Raw genomic sequence first — 24,429 nt, forward strand, 5'->3', positions numbered from 1 at the left:
GGCTTTTTAATTAAAATCGAATGTTAAATCAATAGTGATAGGATTGTCATCATTTCCAAAATAATGTTCAGGATTTCCATGAGGCCCTGTGCTTTCTGGTTTTTGGAATTTTGTACCAATTGCAGGAATATTCATTACAAAAGAAATATCACCTTTAGGAAATTTAGGATCTAGTCTTCCTTTTCTTGTATCAGGAGCATTTTCTGGAGTTAACATTCGTAAATACACCTGTGGCGAATTGCAATACACTGTAAATCCGTTGTTGTTATTTCCTTTTATTTTTGCCCAATATAAGTTTGAGAAAAAACCTTTAAATTCTGGATACACAAATCCTGAATGCCCAGTAATTGTGTTGTTATAATCGTTTTCCCAAACATTAAATTCGGTTCCTTTCATTCTGTTTCGCCAAACTCTATAAGGGCCATCTCCTAACCATTTCATTCCTGCAACTTGGGTTTCTGGAAAAGAAAAAGTAATTCCTCTAAAACCTTTTAAATTTCTATAACCTTTAAACTCTACTTTTACATCTAATAAACCATTTGCATTTACAGTCCATTTTATAATATCTGAACGATATTCTTTCAATGTAGACCAACCTGGAGACCATTTTCCTTCTTCAAAAACAACTAAAATTTCTACTTTTTCTTCGGATGAATTTACGGTTATCGACTTTATTTTATCCTTCTGATTTAAAATAATTGGTCCATCTTTTAACGGAATTGTTGTATTTCCTTTTTTAACTTCTTGTAATAATCCTGTTTTTTCTGAAAATAGATAGCTAATTCCATTAGCCTCAACTTTTATGAATTCGTTTTCAGTTTTTGTAGAAATTGAACCTTTCTCTGCAACATCAATTTGAGAGGAATTTGCTTTTTTGGGAATTGAAACTGGATAACTCCAAGTAAAAATTTCTTTTCCATATTGGTTTACAGCTGTTAAATATAAAGCGTCAGCTTCTTTCCAATTTTTTGGTTTATCAACTGTAAATTGTCCTTTTGTAATTGGAGCTAAATTTGGTAAATCAACTTTAGTTGTATTTAAAATTGTTGCATTTTTATTGTCTTTTGGACCATTGAATTTAATCCATTTCGCAGTCATTGTACACTTGTCTAAATTGGTATAATGATATCGATTTTCGATTCTGAAAATCCCATTAAAATCCTCTTTAATAAATCGATCTTCAATATAAATTGGCGACCAAACTTCTTTGATTGTAAAATAACTTCCTTCTTTTTCTCCATAAGGACCAACAATTCCATCTGGAGCGTGATTGCCATCCAAATCAATTTCATTGTTTTTGTCTGTACGTTCTATGCCTTCATCAGCAAAATCCCATAAAAATCCACCTGCACTTAAAGGCAAATTCCACATTATATTCCAATAATCGTCTAAGCCAGCTCCATGGCCACCATCATATAAACCGTGCAAAAACTCTGTTGGAAACAAAATCTTATCCTTAGAATACGCATCATTTATTAAAGAATGATAATGACTGTAATGAATGGTATTTGTTTTTTTGTAAATGCTCCAAGGATGAATTACTTCTCTCTTTTGGATGTCCCATTTTGCATAATCATCATCAACCTCTGTGTTCCAGCCTTGTTCGTTACCATTTGCCCACAATACAATTGATGGGTGATTTACATCTCGAACAACAGTTTCTTTTACAATTTTACGCGCCACTTTAGTATCTAAGGTTGGGTTGTGCCAAGTACAAATTTCATTGATAACAAAAAGCCCTAGTGAATCGCAAACCTGTAAAAAATGTTTGTCTGGAGGATAATGTGCCATTCTCACAGCATTCATATTCATATCCTTAATTTGCAGTGCTTGTTCAAGACTCCAAGATTTAGAAGTTGTTCTACCCGATTTTGGATGAAAAGAATGACGATTTACACCTTTAAATTTTATGCGTTTTCCGTTTACATAAATTCCATCTCCTTCTAAAACTTCTACTGTTCTAAAACCAATGGTTTCACTTATTTTATGAAGAATTTTATTTTGTTTATCTAGAATTTTAATATGTAAAACATATAAATTTGGGAACTCAGGATTCCAAGTTTTTACGTTATTTGCTTTGGTTGTAATATGCCATCTGCCTTCTTCTTTAAAAGATTTATCAATTTTTAAATTTTCTATTACTTGACCATTTACATTTGATAAAGTAGCTGCAATAGCATGCACTTTTTTTGATGTTGTAAAAATATCAGCATTAATAATTCCATTTGCTTTTGCATCTATTGCAACACGTTCTATATTTTCTTTTGGAAGGATTTCTAAATAAACAGGTCTGTAAATTCCACCAAAAATCCAGAAATCTGCATTTCTTTCTGCGTGATTTATAGATTCGTTTGCAGACACTTTATGCACTTTAACTTCTAAAATATTTTGCTTCCCATATTTTAGTAAATCTGTAATTGCATACTTGAATTCGTAAAAAGCCCCTTGATGAATTTCGCCAGCCAATTTGCCATTAATTTTTACCTCAGCATCTGTCATTACACCTTCAAAAACAATATTTATATTTTTGTTTTTCCAATTTTTTGGGGCATTAAAAGTATATTTATACAAACCATATTCTTGGGCACGATTATCTTCTTTATCTTGTCCATAATTATAAGCACCAAAACCTTGTTGTTCCCAACAAGAAGGCACACCAATTGTTGTCCACTTACCACTTTTTCTACCTTCAGAAATCCAGAAATCCCAATCAACTAAATTGTCTTTATCTGTACCTGAAAGGTATTGGATTTCAGTTTGAAGATCTGACTTTAAATTAGCATCAATTACTGCATTTTGGGCGTAAAAAGGCATACTCGAAGTAAAAACAAACGCAATTAATAGATTTTTAAATTTTTGCATAATAATTAAGAATAATTTAAATTTTAGAAGTTAAACTTAAGAATAATGATTAAATTTGATTGCTTTAACGTGACTTTAACTGTAGCTATAACCGTTAAAATGATTGAAAAAAACCAATGAAACTTAGCAATCAAAAGAAAGAAGAAGTCGTTGCTAGAATTACAAAAAGTAACACCTTTAAAAACGCACCTACAAGCATTGCTTTGTTACTTTATCTTTTTGAAGCGACACAAAAAAACACGCCTTTAAAAGAGAGTATTATTGATATTGATTTTTTTGGTGGTTTTGAAATATCAAACAAAAATAATCCAAGAGTTAGAGTAAATGTTTACAACTTAAGAAAGAAATTAGACGCTTTTTATACTGATGAAGGTAAAAACGAAGAATGGATTCTACAGATTTTAAAAGGGCAATACAATACAAGTTTTATTCAAAATGAAAACAAAAAAAATAAACTTAAAAAAATAAACTGGAAAATAGCTTTTCCTTATTTTGGTTTGGTTTGCATTTTGCTTTTTTTACTGATAAATTCATTGCCAAATAAATCTCCAGAACTCTGGAAACCATTTTTAGAAAACCATACAAAAACAAAACTTTTTATTGGTGATCATTTTGGAATATCAGGAAAAACAATTACAAACAAACCTGGTTGGACACGTGATTTTAATATCAATTCATCAGAAGATTTTTATACATATATTGATAAAAACCCGGAGTTAAAAAACAAAATTAAACCATCAACATATAGTTATAGCACAAGAATGAGTGCTTTGGCTACTCAAAAATTTCAATCGTTTTTTCAGTTTTATAAAAGCAGTTTCGATATTCGTTTTTCTACCCAAACTTCTATCCCAGAAATAAAAGAAGGTAATATTATTTATGTTGGTCCTACAAAAAACAAGAACTTATTTCTTAAATTTTTTAATGAAGGGAATCCGTATTGTAAAATTATAAATGATGATTTAATTATCTCTAAACCGATTTATAAAAAAGACAGTATAATTTCTATAAAATCGCCTAAAATTGCAGAAGAATATGCTGTAGTTTCTAGATATAAAAGTATTGGAAACACAGAGCATTTTGTGTTTTTCTCTCAACACGATATTGGCGTAAGTGCAACTGTTGATTATTTTCTAAACAAAGATAGTTTGCAAGTTTTTTCTGATAAATACCTAAAAGGCAAAAAGCATTTTACAGCTATTTTTAAAGTAAAAGGCGTTAATAGAACAGAAACTGATCTTAAGATTTTAGATGTTATTCCTTTTTAGTTGAATTTATCAACATTAATTAAAATAGTTTCTTCTCTTTTATCATTACTTCTAGTAGTAAAAACTACATTTTTTGTTACTAAATTTTTAATATGCCTTGCAAACAATCCGTAAGCAGGGGTTGCACCAAGTTTTGTAAATTCTGGATATTCAGTTTCGTTTTCTGGAACTGTAATTTTTCTGTCTTCTTTTGTTCCTCCACCAGGTACATCAATCTTAATATTTTCTAAGTTTATAGAACCTAATGAATGATTTGGAGTTCCTGAAAAATACAATCCTGTTGTTGGTTTCATTCTTAATTTTTCTAAATCAGAAACTTGAGCAGTAATGTTTCTAATTGTTACATTATTAATGCTTCCTGTAGATTTTCTATTGGCATTTCTATACACCAATCTTCTTTCGCACAAACGAATAAAAATTGGCATTTCTACATTTTCCATTTGTATATTTTCTATCAGAATATTATCAACATTAGCACCATCAGCAGAAATAATTTTAATCCCACCACCTTTTGTATTATATACTAAACAATCTCTAATAGTTATATTTTTCATATCTCCCATAGACTCTGTACCAAATTTTATGGCTCCCCAATGACTGCTAATTTTACAATCATAAACCTCAATGTTTGCAGTAGCTTCTGGACTTGTAGATTTAAAACAAATTGCATCATCTCCTGAATCTATAGTGCAGTTTTTAATAACACCATTTGTACTAGAATCGATATCTATAGCATCATTATTTCTGTTTGCGTGACTGTAAATATCTATTCCATCTACTTCAAAATTATCACATTGTAAAAAATGCAATGTCCAAGCTGCTGGTTGTCTTAAATGAATATACTTTAATTTTATTTTTTTAGAACGCACCATTCTTACTAAAAAAGGACGATTAGAAAGTCTAATATTATTATTTACATAATTGTTACTATCTGCTTCAAGCCCAGTTAAATCTGGTTTTACATCTTCTAAGCCTAATTTTTTTAATGTTTTCTTTACATTTTTGGGTGATAACATTTTTCCTTGACCATCAATAGTACCTCTACCAGTAATTGCAACATTTTCTGCATCTATTGCTGCAATAAAACATTGCCCTCTAAACTGACCTGTAGCATCTATAAATGGTTCTATAATAGGATAATCTAAAGGATTAATACTACCCAATAAAGTGGTTTTTTCTGTAATATTTAAGGTTACGTTGCTTTTTAAAAGAATAGTTCCTGATACAAAAACACCGCCATTAATTGTTACTGTTCCTCCACCAGCTTTGTGGCATTCATCAATTGCTTTTTGAATAAATTTGGTATTTACTGTTAAATTATCATCTTTTGCGCCATAATCTTTAACATCCCAAATGGTTTGTTTTTGGCATGATGCAACAACTAATAAAACAATAAATAATACTAAAGACTTATACATTATAATAAATTTTTTAATTCGTTTTTAACTTAGAATAAGCAATTATTAAGTTTCCTTTTTTTGTACTGCCTAACAATTTGCACACAAAATTATTCTCTGTAATTCCATTACCAATACCACTAAATTCTACAAGTAAACCTTTTCCTTTTTTCTTTGTTGAGAGCACTTTGCAACCTCTACCAAAATCTACCTCTTCTGTAGCTCCAAATCTTAACGAATTAACATTAATATCTGTTTGTGCATTGAATCCTTTTTCTGAATGAATAATAATAGTTATGTTTTTTGTTTCTTGATTTACCTTAGTTTTATTTAAAATCGAAATTCTCTTTTGAACTACTAGAGGAATAATAATATTTTTTGAATTATGATTATCATTTGCCAAATCATCAGCTTTTGGTACATCAATTACAGCCAAAGATAAATGAGTTGCTCTGCCATAATTATCTTGTAAAACGTGAGGTCTCTCTAATTTATACCAATGAGTTCTTGTTTTATCTGCATAAGAAGTAATGTCTGGAGTGTAAGCAGTTCCTAAATTAAATTTCCAATTTATACCATCTATCGATCTTAAATAAATAGCTCTATAATCTAAAAAAGCATTAATAATCATATGATATTGTACTTCATCTTTCCAAAGCACAGGATCTTCATAATTAGAATTTCTGTATTTAATTGGAATAATTTTATTCCCTCTTACTCCTGTTGTTAAAGGGGTATAAGGCCCTAAAGGATTTTTATCTTTGCTAATCATCATTCCTCCTCCTTTTGTAACAAACAAAAATCGGTCATCATCTAATTGAACTCCAGATAAATTTCTAAAATATCTATAATTTAAACTAGGTTTTTCTAAAGATTTAGATAAATCTACTTCCATAACTCCTAATCTTTGCCAAGGACCATTCATTGAAGCTGATTTGAATAAATTTGCTTCCCAATTAATTAGCGAATACATTAAATAAGTACCATCATTTAACAAAATAATATCAGGATTATGACCTAATCCATTTGCATAAGAATAGACTAAACTATCTTTAACTTTATAGGATCCTGTTGGTTTATTTGCAACCACATGAGCAACTGTAGAGTTAGGCCATTCCCAATGACCTTTTGTTGCATTTGCTGGCCAGCGAGTAATATTCATATGGTATTTATTGTCTGTATCTTTTACAGGTCTTCCTCCCCAATAAGACCAGTCTTTGGCTTCAATTCCATTATTTATATCTCTTGGAATTACAGTTTTTCCCCCCCAAACATTAGATGATAAATTTTGATGAATTGGCATAGGAAGAATTAAATCGCTAAAAGATGTACCTTGTACAGTTTTAACTTTTGCAATTAATTTATCTGATACTTTGCTTTTATTTCCGCTAAAATCATAAGCATAAACAACATAACTATTGTTTGTGTTTTTTAAAGGTGTAAAATCTAAATAATAATTTCTTTTTAAATTGTGAGCTATCTCTCTTAAATTATTTCCAGTTGCATCACCTCTATAAACAGCATAATGAGATACATCTTTATCTATGCTTTTTTTCCAAAAAATTTTAAGTTCAGTATCATAAATTTCTGCTTTAAGTTGAGTAGGTGGTTTGGGTTTAATTTTATCTTTTTTTACTGCTGATACTATATTAGAACCAGAAGATTCTTTATCATTTTGAATACGAGTAACCACATAATTATAGTTAACACCAGTAATAAAAGTACTGTCTATAAAAGCATTATAGTTTGTAGTACCTATTTTTTTATAATCTGTTTTATTTGCTGTACTTCTGTAAACATTATATAGGGCTTTTTTAAACTTATTCCATTTTAGTAAAATACCATTATCTACAACATCTACCAATAAATTAGGGCCTTGAGTTTCATTATTTTTTACACTAATATTTACGTAATGTAAATAAACTTTTACATCTTTTTCTGAATAAAAAGTTGCTCTTACAAAAGGTAAACCAGCTTTAGCATCTTGTTTTGTAATTACATATGTACCTTTAAAATGTTCAATCTTTTTGTCTGAACCGACAAGTTGCACTTTATTCGCTAAAATTTTTTCTATATCACCAAAAACAAGACTTAATGAAATTGTGCCATTACTAATGTACTCTAGATCTGCACCAAATTCCCAATTAATTATTTCTCCTTCTTTGTGCTTTTTGTAATTAGAATTGGTGTTTAAAAGTTTAGAATCTGCAATACCTTTTTTATTCATAGAAAATAAAGAACCATTATGCAGACCCATTTTTTCTTTACCAAATATTACTTTAGTTTTCCAAAAAGGAGATTGTTTAGCTTGCCTCCAATAACCACGAACTGCATTAAAATCACCATCATTAACATTGTCATAAGGTGCATTTTCTCTCAATAAAACTATTTGAGAATTCACCATATTAATGGCAAAAAAAGTACTTAAAAAAAACAAATAGATTTTTAAGTTCATTATTTAATGATGGGTTATAATGTTCATTATATTATTAATGTAAAGTCTAAAAAACTTTATTTACTCAAATAATCTAATCTTCTTAACACTTGTGGCTCGTCTAAAACTTTAGCTTTTATTTTAGATTTATCAACTGTAAATTTATATTGATGTTTACCGTCTTTCATTAAAACAATTGAGTTTAAAATGAGCAAGGCTTCTACACCATCATTAGATTCATATAGAGAATTTAACATTACTTCTTGTGGATTTTCGGCTTTTATCAAACCTAAAAATTCTGCAGCTCTTACTCTATTTACCAATTCTGAATCCGTTTTAGAAATTCTTTTTATTGTTGCTGATAATTCTTTGGCTTCATCACCAAAAGCACTAGCAGAAATTAAAGCCCAATAACGAACCCAAGGATCATTAGAATTTAAACTTTTAATAATTTTTGATTTTGCGTCCTTAAAAGACATCAACATTAAATTTGCTGTTTTAATATATCTTTTGATGTCTTTTTTATGCTTTTTACCAAACGCAACAGGATTATCGAAAGCATTATTAATTAAATAAAATTCTGGATAAAAAGATAAATCTGGTAGGCCACACATACGTTTGTTTAAGTTATTTCTTAAACTTTTTACAATTTCTTTATATTCAGGATTGTTTGCTAAATTGTTTAATTCATAAGGGTCTTCTTCTACATTATACAATTCCTCTGGTTGTTTTGGCTCAAAGAATTTAGATTGATCTTTATTTAATTTTCCTTCTTTGTAGAGTTTAATCCATTGTTGATATCCTAATTGTTTGTAGCGATAATTGTTCATTAAAGCATCAAAATTAAAAGGCTCAAAATTTCTAGTATATTTAAATTTTCCTTTTCTTACAGCTCTAACCATATCGTATTTTTCGTCCATACGATTTGTGTAACTAAAGGTTTCATCTCTCTTTTTTAAATCTTTTTCAGTAATATTTTTTCCTAAGAATGGTTTTCCATCCATTTTTTTAGGAATATCTACACCTGCAATATTTAAAACGGTTGCTCCAAAATCTACAAAACTTACAAAAGCATCATTTCTTGTACCTGCTTTTACAGAAACTAAATCTTTATATTTTGCTGGTATATGCACCACCAAAGGCACATGTACACCCATTTCGTTAATGTAACCTTTACTGCCAGGTAAAACACCTCCATGATCTCCATAATAGAAAATGAATGTTTCGTCTAATAATCCATCTTTTTCTAACTCATCTACAACTGCACCTAACTGCGCATCCATTTCTTGCATTTTATCATGATATCTGGCTACTGTATATCTAAATAAATCTGTTTGCGGATGATTGGGTTGCACAAACATTTTAGATTGATCTGTTTTAGTTCCTTTTTTTACATCTTCTTTTGTAAAATGCAATCTACTTTCGTGAGTTGTACCAATATTAAAAACGTGGAAAAAAGGTTGATCTTTTTTTCGATTTTTCCAAGTTGCTTTTTTAGATGATTCATCCCAAACATCATCTGCTTTAATAATATTATAATCTTCTTTTGAGTTATTTGTAGTATAATAACCAGCTTCTCTTAAATAAGCAGGAAACATTTGCTGACCATCTGGAATTGGAACTTGCTTTATTTTTCTGTGATAATGAGTAACCAATCTTGGTCCGTAAGAAGACGCAATTAAAGTTGATCTTGCTGCACTACAAACGGGTGTATTTGAAAAAGCATTATTAAAAACTACACCTGTTTCTGCCAGTTTTTCGATATTAGGAGTTGCTGCTCCTGTTTTATCATACAGCTTTAAATAATGTTTAGAATTGTCTTCAGAAACAATCCAAACAATATTGGGTTTTTTATCATTCTGAGCCTTAACTTTATTGATAAAGCCACATTGTATTACAGTTAAAAAAACTATAAGTCTTAATTTCATCACTTTAATTTTATTTATTTTAAAAAAGAAAAATCTTACTTAAAAAGTAAGATTTAGCAGTGTTTTAATCTACGTGAGCATCAACTGCGCCACCAATATTATTTTCTTTATAACCTTCTAAAGTAATTTTATAGCTATGTGCATATTTAGTTGGTAATGTTTTTGGTGTTTTAATTACCAAACCTCTAGCATCTCTAACCCATTCAATTTTGTCTGAACTACCTAACAATTCAATTTTTTCAATTTTAGAATTTAAAGCACCAATATCTGTACTTAAGGTTTTAAGAATTGTTTCTTCACCTGGTTTATCCATAACAGTTGCATACAATAATTTGTCTCCTTTTTTTACATAACGAATATCTGTATTTTTATATTCAATTTTTAATTTCTCTACTTTATGACCACCTTCTGGCAAACGTGTTGGTCCTTCTCCAAAAATAGCCCAAGGTCTTGTACCATAAACACTTTCTCCATTCACAGCTAACCAAGCACCCATTTCTTCTAATAAATAAGCCATATCTTCTGGAATAGATCCATCTGGATTTGGTGGTACATTCAATAACATACAACCGTTTTTTGACACAATATCTATTAAAATATCTATTAACTCATTTGGTGTTTTAAATTTTGCTCCTGGCCTGTAAAACCATTGTCCAGGAGAAGTGTCTGTTAACCAAACTTCTTTTTTTGGTTGATTAGGACGTCCTCTCTCGTAATCTTTGATGGCTGTTGAACTTGGAAAAGTGGTTTCTTTATAAGCAACTGCAACATCTTTACCCCATTCTTGACCTTTGTTATAGTAATACGCTAAAAATTTAGTACGCGATTCTTCTGTCATATTTTCTAACCACCAATCGAACCAAATTAAATCTGGTTGATACTCATCTATAAATTCCTTTAATTTTGCCCACCATTCTTTGTAGAAACGTTTATCTGGAGTTTCTGAATCTAATGCATGCGGACTTGTATATAAATCGTAATCTTTTGGGTTGATGTTGCCATGTGCATGTGCAGGTGCAAAATATTGCCAAGTGAACGCATGATGAAAAGACCCCATAAACTTCATTCCATTGGCTTCGATTTCTTTTTTTAATGCTGCAGACGGATCAATTCCTCCATAATTCATAGAATTCCAACGTGTAGATTTTGCATCCCACATAGCAAAATTATCATGATGCATAGCAACTGGTCCAGCAAATTTTGCTCCTGAAAGTTTAAATAATCTTGCCCATTCTTTGGCATTAAAACCTGTAGGTTTAAATTCTTCTATAATTTCTATATATCCTTTTTCTTTAGGGTCTCCATATTTTTTTAAATGATGTTTGTAATTGGTTGATGGTTTTCCATTTTTAGTAGGTACAACCTTACCATCAGTATACATTTTCATTCCGTGCCAACCTGCATACCACATCTCTGGATCTCCACCAACAAAAGCATTAGAAACTGGCCCCCAGTGTGCGTATATTCCGAATTTAGCATCCTGAAACCAATTGGGCTCTTCGTTAACTTTTGCTAGAGATTCCCAATTTGCTTTAAATTTCTTTTTTTGCGCCCTTGTTTCTGTTTGTAGAACACATTGAAAAATTACAAGAACAATTATAATTTTACTTAAGTTATTAAACCTCATACTTTTTGTGTTATTTTTTTATTATATCTTTTTATGTACATCTTTAGATCTGAAAAAAAGTTTTTTATCATCAAAAAAAATTCTTTTAAAATGCTTTAAGATTTTTATTCTTTTAATTTCTATCTGTCCTATTTTCTAAATATAACCTTCTACATCTAGCTAAGCTTTAATAAAATTTAAGTTAATAAAGTGTAAACTTCTTAAAAAAAGGAGTTCTTTGAGGCTATGGATGTCCTAAATAATATAATAAATTGACTTAAAATTAAAAATTTGCTGCTTTTAATCATTTTATTGTATTATCTTAATTTTAGATTAGAAAAGCATTTTTATATTTTTAAAACCAACTAAAATATAAGTTGTTTTTCATTAGTTTTGTATTCTAATCTTTATATTAAGATTTCGTTTTTTTAATAAATCCTCGTAATAACTTATTAATTATATGTCTGTTTTTTTTAAGAAAAATTATTTTGTTATCTCCTTTATACTATGCTTAACCATAACTCTATTTAATGCTCATTTATATGCACAAAAAGATATTTATTTCGAGCATATAACTACAAAAAATGGTTTATCGCAAAACGATGTAAATGCAATTTACCAAGATAACCAAGGCTTTATGTGGTTTGGTACCCATGATGGATTAAATAAATTTGATGGTTATAATTTTACCGTTTACAATTACAATCAACAAGATAAAAAGAGCATAAATAGTAATTTAATATTTACTATTGAAGGTGATGATAAAGGAAATTTGTGGGTGGGAACCTCTGGAAGTGGTCTTAATTTTTTTAATAGAGCCACAGAAGATTTTAAACCTTTTACTCATAACGAAAAAGACCCAAAGAGTATAATAAGCAACACCATAACCAACACTTTAAAAGATTCTAAGAACCGTTTATGGATTGGTACTTCTGATGGGTTAGATATGATAAATATAAATGACCCTATTAACAAAATTAAATTTAATCATATAAAAATTAAAGGCTTCCCTTTTAAAAATAAAAACGTTTACGTTATCAGTAGTATTTTTGAAGACAGTAATCAAACAATTTGGATAGGAACAGGATTTGGACTTTTTAAATTAGTAGAAGATAAAACAAATAACACGCTATACTTAGAAAAACAAGACGTAAATATTAAATATATAAATAGCATTAAAGAGCATAATAACAAACTAATTATTGGTTCTGGTAATGGTTTATATACCTTAAATCTAGACAGTGAAAAAGACTTGCAGGTAATTCGGAAAGCAAACTATACACATTCACTATCAGAGATAATTGTTTTTGATAATAAAATTTGGGGAGGTACTGCTAATGGTTTAATTGAATTCGATATTCTAAAAAAGAATGATGACCCCATATTTAAAAAAGCAATTACTTACGATGCTGATAAAAAAAATGGAATTAGCAAAAATATAATTACCTCTTTATTTAAAGACAACACAAACATTTTATGGGTTGGTACAAATGGCGGTGGTATTAACAAATACGATGCTCAAAGAAAACCATTTATACACATAAAAAACACTACAAACCCTAAAAGTTTAAGCTACGACAAAGTACGTTCTGTTTTCGAAGATAGTAATGGATTTTTATGGATAGGTACAGAAGGTGGTAGTTTAAATATGTTATCTAAAGAAGACAAACAAAACAAAAACTACAATTTTATTAAGTACCCTAAAATTAAAAACACCTTTGCAATAGAAGAAATTAAAAAAGGAAATCAAAAAATACTTTTAGTTGGTAGTTCTTCAAGTTCTAAATTGTCTCAATTCGATATTACAAATCCAAATAATATTAAAGAAATACACTTTAAAGAATTTAAAAAAAATAGCGCAAGAACTTTTTCCATTCTATCTGATAGCCATAATAACATATGGATTGGCTCTTACAACAATGGAATAACAAGAATACTTTTTGATAAAAAAACAAAAACCTATAAAAACGATTTCATAAAATTTGACATTAAAGATTCTTTAAGTATCTCAAGTGATATTATTAGAAATATTCTAGAAGACAAAAATGGTAATATTTGGTTTGCTACTGGTGATGGTTTATGCTTTTTATCAAAAAAAGAAATTACAAAAGAAAAACCAAGTTTTAAAGTTTATAAAAACAATCCTAATGATAGTACAAGTATCAGCTATAACTACATTTTAGAACTTTTTGAATCTAAAAAAGGAGATTTATGGATTGGTACTTTTGGTGGTGGATTAAGCAAATTTATACCTGCCACAAATAACAGCAAAGCACAATTTAAAACTTACAGAAAACAAGATGGTTTACCTAACAACGTTGTAAAAGGTATTTTAGAAGACAACCAAAATAATCTTTGGATTTCTACCAACAAAGGTCTTTCTAGATTTAACCCAGAAAAGGAAACCTTTATGAATTATGATGTAAATGACGGTTTACAAGATGATGAATTTCAAGAACTAGCAAGAACAAAACTTAAAAACGGAAACTTAGTATTTGGGGGGGTAAATGGTTTTAATATTTTTAACCCAAATGATGTTACTAACAATTCTTTTGAACCAGAAACAATTGTAACTAATTTTTCTATATCTAATAAACCCGTAAAAATTGGCGAAAATATAAACGGAAGAGTATTGCTAAAAAACTCGATTTCTAATAAATCTGAGCTTAATTTATTACACTACGAAAACAATTTATATTTCGAATTTGCAGCCCTACATTTTGCTGCACCAGAAAAAAATGAATTTGCATATATGCTAAAAGGTTTTGATAAAGATTGGATTTATACCAACTCTAAAAAAAGAAATGCTACTTATACCAATTTAACATCAGGTAATTATACTTTATTAGTAAAAGCATCTAATAATGATAAATTATGGGATTCTACTCCTTTTGAACTAAACATAAAAATAGAACCGCCTTTTTGGTTAACAAAACTGGCTTTCTTTTTCTATTTCTTATTGATGGTTTGCTTCTTACTTCTATTCAGAAGGTTTACCATAATTAAAACATCAAAAAAACATAGCTTAGAACTAGAACACGTAGCCAAAGAAAAAAATGAAGAATTACAACGTATTAAATTAGAATTCTTTACCAATATTACACATGAATTTACCACACCTCTAACGCTAATTCAAGGACCATTAAATTACTTGCAAAAAAAAGGAGATACCTTAGAAAAATCTGTAGTTTCTGAACAGTATAAATTAATGAAAAAAAATACAGATTACCTACTTAGACTTATCTCTCAGTTATTAGACTTTAGAAAATTAAGTCAAGGTAAAATGAGGTTGGTTATGAGAAAAAGCAACATTTATCAATTTATAAAAGAAGTAAGTGAACCTTTTCAGTTCTTAGCACAAAAAAACATTATCAATTTTACTGTAGATACAGCTGATAAAAATTTACAAACATGGTTCGATCATGAAACTTTAGAAAAAGTAATTAACAACCTACTATCTAATGCCTTTAAGTTTACACCTGATCATGGTGCTATAAGTATTCATATCTCTAGAGAAAATGAAACAGATATGATTTTTACCAATCCAACTAAAGTGTCAAAATTTGTTTATATACAAGTAAAAGATACTGGTAAAGGAATGGACGAATCTAAAGTAGAAAATATTTTCGATCGTTTTTTCTCAGAAAAAAATAAAGAAAAGAAAGACGCTAGAGGAATGGGTATTGGTTTGGCGTTTGTTAAAGATATTGTAGAATTACACCAAGGTGAAATTAGAGTAATTAGCAAACGTAATGAAGGTACTAACTTTATTGTTAGGCTACCAATTGAGAAGAAAGCTTATTTAAATGTTCCAGAAATTACAATTAAAGAAATTACAGAAAGTGATTTCTATATGCGTTCTTCAGAATCAGATTCTTTAGCCATTAGTATAAATGATGAAATTGTTGATGAAAAATTAAACGAAGCATCAAAATCTGATTTACCAACCTTATTAATCGTAGATGATAATGAAGATATTAGATCTTTTATAAAAATAGCACTTAAAAACACCTATAAAATTTATACTGCAGAAAACGGTCAAGAAGGTTTAGACTTGGCATTAGAAATTATACCAAAAGTTATAATTTCTGATATTATGATGCCAGTTATGGACGGAATAGAATTCTGTAATCAAATAAAATCTAGAAAAGAAACAAGTCATATTCCTATTGTTTTATTAACAGCTAAACTATCTAAAGAAAACGAAATTGAAGGTTTAAAAACTGGTGCAGATGCTTACATCAGAAAACCTTTTGATGTAGAAATTTTAGAATTAAAACTAAGCAATATTTTAAAATTCAGAGAAGAATTAAGAAGTAAATTTAATTTAGAAATCACTTTACAACCTAAAGAAGTAACTGTAACTTCTATGGATGAACGCTTTTTACAACAAGCTATGGAAGTTGTAGAAAAACACATGACAAACACCGATTTTAATGTAGAAATGCTAATTAAAGAAATGGGTTATAGTAGAACAAATCTATATACAAAGTTTAAAGAAATTACAGGGCTTTCTTCTAGTGAGTTTATCAGAAGCATCCGATTAAAAAGAGCTGTACAATTATTTGAGCAAAGCGATTTATCTGTAAAAGAAATTATGTATATGACAGGTTTTAACACAGCGTCTTACTTTGCAAAATGTTTTAAAAAGCAATTCGGAGTGATACCAAGCCAATATGTAAAGCAAAAAAATAAAAAATAATTATTTATTTAATTCTATGACTCTTTCTATATTTAGAAGGAGTTGTATTATTAAATTTATGAAATTGCCTGTGAAAAAATGCCAAAGATTCATAACCACAGGCAAAACAAATTTCTCTAACAGACCAATCTGTATCAATTAACATTTTGTTTGCAGTATGAATTCTATACTCATTTAAAAAAGTAAAAAAAGGTTTCCCCATAATTTTGCTAAAAAAACGAGAAAAAGACTGCTCAGACATACTTACAAGCGCTGCCAAATCTTTTAAATAAATTTTCTTTTGATAATTATGATCTATAAAATCGTGAATTTTTCGCATGCGCGATGTATATTCACTTGGTAAATCGTCTATAAAACTTCTATTAGAAAGCTGTTTATAAGGTAATTCTGATAATTTTACCAATATATTTTGAAGCTGTAAATACAAGGCTGTTTTTTCTAAACCAAGCGTTTTTTTTATTTCCGATTGAATAATATCTACATCTTTTTTATCAAAAATAATTCCTTTAGAAGCCGCTTTAAGCATAGTAAAAACACCTTCTAATTCATAAACTTTAGCAAAAATTCCTTTATTCCATTGAATTACTATAGATGCAGAAGAATCACTTGAATTTGAATCATTTTTCCAACAATGAGGCAAATTAGAGCGTAATAAAACCAATTCTCCTTTTTCAAAAGGGCCAACATAATCGCCTATAAATTTTGTACCATTACTTTTTTCTATCAATGTAAGTTCATGCTGTGGATGAAAATGCCAAGGAGCTTCAAAGTTTCTAGAAGAAAATCTAAAAGCCAAAATAGACTTTTTATCACCCAAAGGAACTTTCTCAAATTTTGGATTCATATACTTTATTTTAACACCTAAAATAACAAAATCAATATTAATCAAACAGAATAGTATACTTATTTGCAAAAAAAGACCATCTTTTAACAAACAAAACAATCAATATTTGCAAAGTTAGTATTAACACATTTAAAAAAATTATGAAGGTAAGTGAATTTCCAGATGCTTTTAAAAAAGAAAGAGAAGAAAAAGGATACGATTCTATAGAAGATCAAAACGATCCTGCAATGATGATTTTAGGACATAAAGATGTTCGAAAATGTGCTCATCAATGGCAAACTTTTCAATCGGGTGCAAAACCAGGTAGAATTGTAATTCCGTCAGAAGTAAACATCAGAGAAACTAGGCAAATTCCTTTTGAAGTAGATCCACCAGAACATAAATCGTATAGAAATCTTTTAGAAGCTTGGTTTAAAAGACCTTTAAATGAAGATTATAAAAACCAATTAACTACTCAAATAGAAAGTATTGTAGACGAGGTTTTAAATAAAGATGCTATAGAAGTTGTAGGCGATTTTTCTTTACCTCTACAATCTAGAGCTTTAACATTATTGTTAAACATCCCTTATTCAGAAGCAGATTTATGGATTTCATGGGGAACTCATGTTTTTAGAAGCGAAGACACAGCTTTAGATGCAGATAAAGCAAATATTTTATACAATTATATAGATCAAGAAATAGATAAAGCCATAGAAAACCCAAGCGAAAGTTTGTATTCTCAGCTTTTAAATTCTAAAGTAAATGGTAAAAAATTAACCAAAGAAGAAGTAAAAGGTGTAATGATTTTAACCTTTGCTGGTGGTAGAGACACTGTAATTAATGCAGTTACAAACTCAATTGCTTATTTTTCAGAACATCCTAATTCTTTAAAAGCTTTAAAAGAAAATCCTGCAATGATTAACAAAGCTGTAGAGGAATTGGTGCGTTATTTTACACCTCTTACACAAATGGGTAGAGTAGCTACCAAAGATGCAGAAGTTTGTGAACACGCTGTAAAAGCAGACAGTAGAATTGCCTTAAACTGGGCATCTGCTAACAGAGACGAACGTGTTTTTGAGAATCCTAATGAAGTAGTTTTAGATAGAAAAGTAAATCCGCATTTAAGCTTTGGTTTTGGTATACACAACTGTCTAGGCGCAACTCATGCCCGTCAAATTTTAAGAATTTTACTGGCAACTTTATCAAAAAAAGTAACATCTATAGATGTTTTAGAAGCAAAAGAAAATATAGAAGATTTGGGCAACTTTAAAAGAAAAGTTGGTTTCGATTCTTTAAAAGTACAATTTAATAAATAAGAAAAAATGGCAAAAATAACATTTATAACAAGCGATAACGAAACCATAACTTTAGAAGGAACATCTGGTTCTGTAATGGAATTAGCTGTAAATAACAACGTAAAAGGAATTGATGGCGATTGTGGTGGCGTTTGTTCTTGCGCAACTTGTCACGTTCACGTAGCTCCAGAAGATTTTGCAAAAACAGGTGGTCCAGAAGAATTAGAAAACGATATGTTAGAGTTCGATGATTTAACAAACGAATACAGTCGCCTTTCTTGTCAGCTACAAATTAGCGAAGCATTAGATGGAATTGTTTTAAAAGTGGCTAAATAATTTTTGTTGATGTTAGAAACTGCAAATCAAATTTGTGTTGTAATTGGAGCCAGTCATGCAGGTGTAAATTTTGCTTTTAATCTTAGAAAAGAAGGTTGGCAAGGTGCTATTATTTTGTATGATGTAGATCCAAATACACCTTATCACAGACCTCCATTATCAAAATCTTATATTGTAAATGGCGATTTAAATAGCAACCTTTTAAAGCCTCTAGAATCTTATCAAAAGGAAAATATCACCTTAGAGTTAGGTAAAAAAGTTACCTCTATCAATAGAGCTTTAAAAACCATTTCTATAGAAAATGAAACCGATCAAAAATATGATAAACTTGTAATTGCAACTGGTGCAATCGCTTTAATTCCGCAAATAAATGGCATTAAAGAAGCCACAAATTTGTTTGCAATGCGAACTGCTGCAGATGCTATTGCTATTAAAAATGCCATAGATACATCATCAGAAAAAAGAGTTGTGATTATTGGAGGTGGCTATATTGGTTTAGAAACGGCTGCTTCTCTTAAAAAAATTGGTGCAAAAGTAATTGTTTTAGAAAGGGAATCTAGAGTTTTAGAAAGAGTTACAGCTCCATTAATGTCTGAGTATTTTATGGATTTACATCAAGAAAATGGTGTGAAAATTTTAATCAAAAAAAATGTAATTTCTATAAAAAACGAAGGTAGTTTTAATACTGTTTTTTGTGATGATAACACTTATTTTGAAGCTGATATCGTAATTGTAGGGGTTGGAATTCGTGTAAACGCAGAATTGGCAAAAAATGCTGATTTAGAAATTGAAAACGGAATAAAAGTAAACCAGTTTGCACAAACCAATGATAAAAACATCTACGCAATTGGCGATTGCACTTTACACTACAACCCTCATTATGATAAGTTTATTCGTTTAGAATCTGTTCAAAATGCCGTAGATCAAAGCAAAGTTGCAGCTGCATCTATTTGTGGTAAAAACTTAATTTACGATACAATTCCTTGGTTTTGGTCAGATCAATATGATGTTAAATTGCAAATGGTTGGTTTATCTAATGGTTATAATGAAGTGTTGTTGAGAAAAGAAGCAACCGAAAACACCAGTTTTTCTGTGTGGTATTTTAAAAATGAAGAATTATTAGCTGTGGATGCCATTAACAACGGAAAAGCCTACGTTTTAGGAACACGTTTTATAAAAGGAAAACAAAAAATTAACAAATCGAAATTGGTTGATGTTTCAATACCCATGAAACCTACTAGTTTTTTATAGAATATATTATGAGTTTACAATCAAAATCTGCAATAGCAACTGGCGATGGAAAGTTTATTATTGATACCATAACAATAGCAAATCCGAAGGAAGATGAAATCGTTGTAAAGATAAAAGCAGCTGGTTTGTGCCATACAGATCACGATTCTTTAACTTGGGGTAAACCTATTATTTTAGGTCATGAAGGTGCAGGTATCATAGAAAAAATTGGCGCCAATATTACCGATTTTAAAGTTGGTGATAAAGTTATTTTAAACTGGGCCACGCCCTGTATGAAATGTTTTCAATGTCAAGAAGGTAACCAACATATTTGCGAAAATAACTCACCTGTAACTGCTGGTGGAAATGGTTACACTCCAGGTCACGCACATTTAGAAGGATCAAAATGGAATAACAAACCTATAGAACGTTCTTTTAATATTGGTACCATTGCAGAATATGCTTTGGTAAAAGAATCTGCTTGTGTAAAATTAGATTCAGAAATGCCAATGCCATCTGCAAGTATTATTAGTTGCGGAGTAATGACAGGTTATGGTTCTGCTGTAAATACAGCCAAAGTTACTGCAGGTAGTTCTGCTGTAATTCTTGGAACTGGTGGAGTTGGATTAAACGTAATTCAAGGTGCAAAAATATCTGGTGCAGCAAAAATTATTGCCATTGATATTAATCCTGAACGATTAAAAATGGCAAAACAATTTGGGGCAACTCATACCATTTTAGCAGACAAAAATGATGTTGGTTTGATGAATGCATCAGAAGAAGTTAAAAAAATGACAAATGGTAGAGGAGCAGATTTTGCTTTCGAATGTACTGCAATTCCGGCTTTAGGTGCTGCACCTTTAGCTATGATTCGTAATGCAGGAACTGCAGTTCAAGTAAGTGGAATTGAAGAAACCATATCTATAGATATGAATTTATTTGAATGGGATAAAATTTACATCAATCCATTGTATGGTAAATGCAGACCACATATCGATTTTCCGAAACTGGTAGATTTATATGATAAAGGCGATTTATTATTAGATGAAATGATAACCAAAACCTATCCAATAGAAAATTTACAACAAGCTTTTGACGATATGTTAGCAGGTAAAAATGCCAAAGGAGTTATTGTTTTTGATTAAAAACCAAATATGAGAACTAAAATACAAACCGTTTTAATTATTGGTTTCCTTTTTACGACGCTAATAAATGCTCAAATAGAAGCTCCAAAAGGAAAAAAATGGACAACAATTGAACATCTTTCTGATGAATTTAATGGCAATAAATTAAATAAGAACAAATGGATTGCAGACCCAGAAGGTCATCCAGATTTTGATTGGATTGGTAGACCTCCAGCACTATTTAAAGAAAGTTCGATCAACATAAATAAAGGTTTTCTAGAAATTGAAGTGGGTAAACTTAACAAAACATTTACCAGTAATAAATATAAAAAACCTGCTATTTACAATTATTATGGAGGTATAATAAGAGCTACAAAACCAATTTCTTATGGCCATTATTTCGAAGCAAAATTTAAAATGAGTAAAACAGAAATGGGTGGTGGTTTCTGGATCATGTCTCGTAATAAATGTGATTTTAAACACGAAATAGACATTACAGAATCTGTTGGCTCTATATCTGCTTTAACTGAAGAATGGGGTAAAAAATGGAACAAGATTATGCACTCAAACACCATTCACAGGCAAACATCTTGCAACGAAGCAAAACGTAGCCAAGGAGTTATGTTTCCAGAAGTAAAAAATTCTGAAAAATATTATACTTATGGTTGTTGGTGGAAAAGTCCTACAGAATTATTGTTCTATTTAGATGGTAAACACGTTTATACTGTAAATCCGCCAGTAGATTTTGATCAAGAATTATTTCTACATTTTTCTATAGAAAGCTATGATTGGAACCCAATTCCTGCAGATGGTGGTAAGGTTGCAAGTGCATCAAAAGAAGACAGAACTGCTTACATAGATTATATTAGAACTTATAAACAAGAAAATAAAAACTAATAAAATCACCATTTTAAAATGAAGTTAAAAACATCAATTTTAATTATTGTATTCAGTTGCTTTTGTAATTTTATTACTGGGCAAGAAGTTGACCTTTTAAAAAACTGGAAGTTTTCTAATTACGATTATGGAGATGCTTTTCAAGAAAATTTTGATGATACAAATTGGAATAAAGTTACTGTACCTCATGATTGGGCTGTAAAACAAGATTTTGATTTTGCACATGATGTACAGTTAACTATGGTTGTACAAGATGGTGAAACGCAACCTAGATATAGAACTGGTAGATCTGGAGCTTTACCTTATGTTGGTATTGGTTGGTATAGAACAAATTACAACATTACAGCATCAGTATTAAAAGAGAAAGTTCAGTTGCTTTTTGATGGTGCTATGAGCAATGCAAAAGTATATGTAAATGGTAATTATGTAGGTCAAAGACCTTTTGGTTACATTTCTTTTTATTTTGATATTACAAAATACCTAAAAGCTGGTCATAATTCAATTGCTGTTCGTTTAGAGAATTTTAATAGTCAATCTCGTTGGTATCCAGGAGCTGGTTTGTACCGAAAAGTTTCTGTAATTAAAACCAATAAAACCCACGTTAAAACTTGGGGAACATTTGTAACTACTCCAAAAATTAACAAAAAAAATGCTAAAGTTCATTTAGAAGTTGAAGTTTTAGGAACAGGAAGTTACACAATGCTTAATGAAATTATTTCTTCGGATGGAAAAGTAGTTTCAAAAACATCCAAAGAAATTACGTTAGACAAAAGCACTAAATTTTCTGAAGATTTTGAGGTTAAAAAACCAAAATTATGGAGTTTAGATACGCCAAATTTATATCAACTTAAAACATCAATTTTAAAAGATAATAAAGTTGTAAACACTTATAAAACCACTTTCGGAATTCGAAATATTCGTTTTGAGGTTGATGGATTTTATTTAAATGATAAAAAAGTAAAATTTAAAGGTGTAAATATGCATCACGATTTAGGACCTGTAGGTGCAACTTTTCATAAAGAATTGTTTGTGCGTCAAATGAAAAAAATGAAAGAAATGGGTGTAAATGCCATTCGTTTTTCTCATAATCCTCCTGCTCCAGAAGCTTTAGATATTTGTGATGAAATGGGTATTTTAGCTATTGATGAAGCTTTTGATGAATGGCAAATTGGTAAAGTAATGAATGGGTATTCGTTGCATTTTGATAAATGGTCTAAAAAAGATTTGTCTGATATGATTTTAAGAGATCGTAATCATCCATCCATAATTATGTGGAGTATTGGTAACGAAATTTTAGAGCAATACAGAAAAGATCCTAATGATATTACTGGTTATTTAAATAAAATTGTAAAATCTTTAGATACAACTCGTGCTACAACTGCTGGTTTTAATTCTTCTGCAGGTGCTTTAAGAAGCAAAATGGCGCATACTGTAGATGTTGCTGGTTTTAATTATAAACCCGGAATTTATCATCAAATAAGAAAAGAATATCCGAATTTAAAGTTTTATGCAAGCGAAACTGGTGGAGCTGTAAGCGTTAGAAATAGCTATAAATTTCCGGTTGTTTTTGATACTTTACACAATAAAAGAGGGAATTCTTTAAACACAAAAGTATACAAAGATGGTTATCCAGGAAACTACGAAACCACCAATGTGCCTTGGGGATATCCTGCTTATAAAGAGTTTGCTTCTTTAGAGAAAAACACTTCTGTTTATGGCGAATTTGTTTGGACAGGTTACGATTATTTAGGTGAACCTTCTCCTTATCACGATGCAAAATCTAGAAGCTCTTATTTTGCTCCTGTAGATTTTATTGGTTTAGAAAAAGACAAATTCTATTTATACCAAACGCAATGGAAAACGGATAAAGATGTATTGCACTTTTTTCCTCATTGGACTTTGCCTGATATGAAAGGAAAAGAAATACCTGTTGTTTGTTATACTTCTTACGAAAAAGCAGAACTTTTTGTAAACGGAAAAAGCTATGGTATACAAACCAAAAAACCAATAAATAATCATTCTTACGAAAATAATTCTATTGATAAACCTGCATCTGGAGGTGGTAATTGGGATTTATTTAAAGCATACGCAATTGTTTGGGATAATGTGGTTTATGAACCTGGTGAAGCAAAAATTGTAGCTTACAATAAAAAAGGAAAACAAGTTGCAGAAGTAAAAAGATTTACTGCTGGCAAACCTCATCATATTAAAATTAACCCTGAATTAAAATCCATTAAAAATGACGAAGTTGGTGTTTATATTGTTTCTGTATTAGATAAAGATGGCAATTTGTGTGTGAACTATAATAAAAATATGAACATTACGATTACTGGTGCTGCAACATTTTTAGCTGCAGGAAATGGAGATCCAACTAATATGCAAAACCTCTCTAAACCGAAAAGAAAATTCTTTAATGGGCAAGCTGCTGTTTTTGTAAAATCTCATAAAAAAGGAACTATTTCTGTGGATATAAAATCAGAAAGTTTACAAAAAGTAGATCAATCATTAATTGTAGAATAAGAAAATT

14 protein-coding genes are annotated in these 24,429 nt (G+C 29.8%); 8 read left to right on the forward strand and 6 right to left on the reverse strand.

What is annotated here, in order from left to right:
- Positions 1-6: 6 nt before the first annotated feature.
- Positions 7-2,862: a glycoside hydrolase family 2 protein gene (locus BW723_RS04340; RefSeq protein WP_068361785.1), complete on the reverse strand. Its 2,856-nt coding sequence runs from the start codon at positions 2,860-2,862 to the stop codon at positions 7-9.
- Between the two features lie 116 nt (positions 2,863-2,978).
- On the opposite strand from BW723_RS04340, the gene BW723_RS04345 reads away from it, so the two are divergent.
- Positions 2,979-4,130 (forward strand): hypothetical protein, encoded by a 1,152-nt coding sequence (locus tag BW723_RS04345; RefSeq protein WP_068361782.1) that lies wholly within the window; start codon positions 2,979-2,981, stop codon positions 4,128-4,130.
- Here BW723_RS04345 and BW723_RS04350 read toward each other — a convergent pair.
- The 4 genes from BW723_RS04350 to BW723_RS04365 form a co-directional block, all read right to left on the reverse strand.
- Complete coding sequence (locus tag BW723_RS04350; RefSeq protein ID WP_068361779.1) at positions 4,127-5,548, reverse strand: glycoside hydrolase family 28 protein; 1,422 nt, start codon at positions 5,546-5,548, stop codon at positions 4,127-4,129. The genes BW723_RS04345 and BW723_RS04350 overlap by 4 nt on opposite strands.
- 13 nt (positions 5,549-5,561) lie before the next feature.
- On the reverse strand, positions 5,562-7,982 hold the full coding sequence (locus BW723_RS04355) for a hypothetical protein (RefSeq protein ID WP_139059117.1): 2,421 nt from the start codon (positions 7,980-7,982) through the stop codon (positions 5,562-5,564).
- 56 nt (positions 7,983-8,038) lie between these two features.
- Positions 8,039-9,889, reverse strand: a complete 1,851-nt coding sequence (locus BW723_RS04360) for a sulfatase-like hydrolase/transferase (RefSeq protein ID WP_068361771.1) — start codon at positions 9,887-9,889, stop codon at positions 8,039-8,041.
- Positions 9,890-9,953: 64 nt separating this feature from the next.
- Entirely contained in the window at positions 9,954-11,516 is a 1,563-nt protein-coding gene (locus BW723_RS04365; protein WP_068361768.1) for an alpha-L-fucosidase, read from the reverse strand.
- 439 nt (positions 11,517-11,955) lie between these two features.
- Between BW723_RS04365 and BW723_RS04370 the strand changes: the two genes are divergently transcribed.
- On the forward strand, positions 11,956-16,197 hold the full coding sequence (locus BW723_RS04370; protein WP_068361765.1) for a hybrid sensor histidine kinase/response regulator transcription factor: 4,242 nt from the start codon (positions 11,956-11,958) through the stop codon (positions 16,195-16,197).
- A gap of 4 nt (positions 16,198-16,201) precedes the next feature.
- Here BW723_RS04370 and BW723_RS04375 read toward each other — a convergent pair whose 3' ends face one another.
- A complete protein-coding gene (locus tag BW723_RS04375; protein ID WP_068363504.1) occupies positions 16,202-17,041 on the reverse strand; it encodes an AraC family transcriptional regulator in 840 nt (279 codons plus the stop codon).
- Between the two features lie 140 nt (positions 17,042-17,181).
- On the opposite strand from BW723_RS04375, the gene BW723_RS04380 reads away from it, so the two are divergent.
- Genes BW723_RS04380 through BW723_RS04405 form a run of 6 tightly spaced genes read left to right on the forward strand, consistent with a single transcriptional unit; the run spans position 17,182 to position 24,422 of the window.
- A complete protein-coding gene (locus BW723_RS04380) occupies positions 17,182-18,336 on the forward strand; it encodes a cytochrome P450 (RefSeq protein ID WP_068361762.1) in 1,155 nt (384 codons plus the stop codon).
- A 6-nt stretch (positions 18,337-18,342) separates the two neighbouring features.
- On the forward strand, positions 18,343-18,651 hold the full coding sequence (locus BW723_RS04385) for a 2Fe-2S iron-sulfur cluster-binding protein (RefSeq protein WP_068361759.1): 309 nt from the start codon (positions 18,343-18,345) through the stop codon (positions 18,649-18,651).
- A gap of 9 nt (positions 18,652-18,660) precedes the next feature.
- Positions 18,661-19,902 carry an NAD(P)/FAD-dependent oxidoreductase gene (locus BW723_RS04390; protein WP_068361756.1) on the forward strand — a complete coding sequence of 414 codons (1,242 nt, stop codon included), beginning with the start codon at positions 18,661-18,663 and terminating at the stop codon, positions 19,900-19,902.
- Positions 19,903-19,910: 8 nt separating this feature from the next.
- On the forward strand, positions 19,911-21,026 hold the full coding sequence (locus BW723_RS04395; RefSeq protein WP_068361753.1) for a Zn-dependent alcohol dehydrogenase: 1,116 nt from the start codon (positions 19,911-19,913) through the stop codon (positions 21,024-21,026).
- A 9-nt stretch (positions 21,027-21,035) separates the two neighbouring features.
- Positions 21,036-21,902 carry a LamG domain-containing protein gene (locus BW723_RS04400; protein WP_068361751.1) on the forward strand — a complete coding sequence of 289 codons (867 nt, stop codon included), beginning with the start codon at positions 21,036-21,038 and terminating at the stop codon, positions 21,900-21,902.
- Between the two features lie 18 nt (positions 21,903-21,920).
- Positions 21,921-24,422 carry a glycoside hydrolase family 2 TIM barrel-domain containing protein gene (locus tag BW723_RS04405; protein WP_068361748.1) on the forward strand — a complete coding sequence of 834 codons (2,502 nt, stop codon included), beginning with the start codon at positions 21,921-21,923 and terminating at the stop codon, positions 24,420-24,422.
- Positions 24,423-24,429: the final 7 nt, after the last annotated feature.

Origin of the sequence: Polaribacter reichenbachii, from assembly GCF_001975665.1 — a bacterium.
GTDB lineage: Bacteria > Bacteroidota > Bacteroidia > Flavobacteriales > Flavobacteriaceae > Polaribacter > Polaribacter reichenbachii.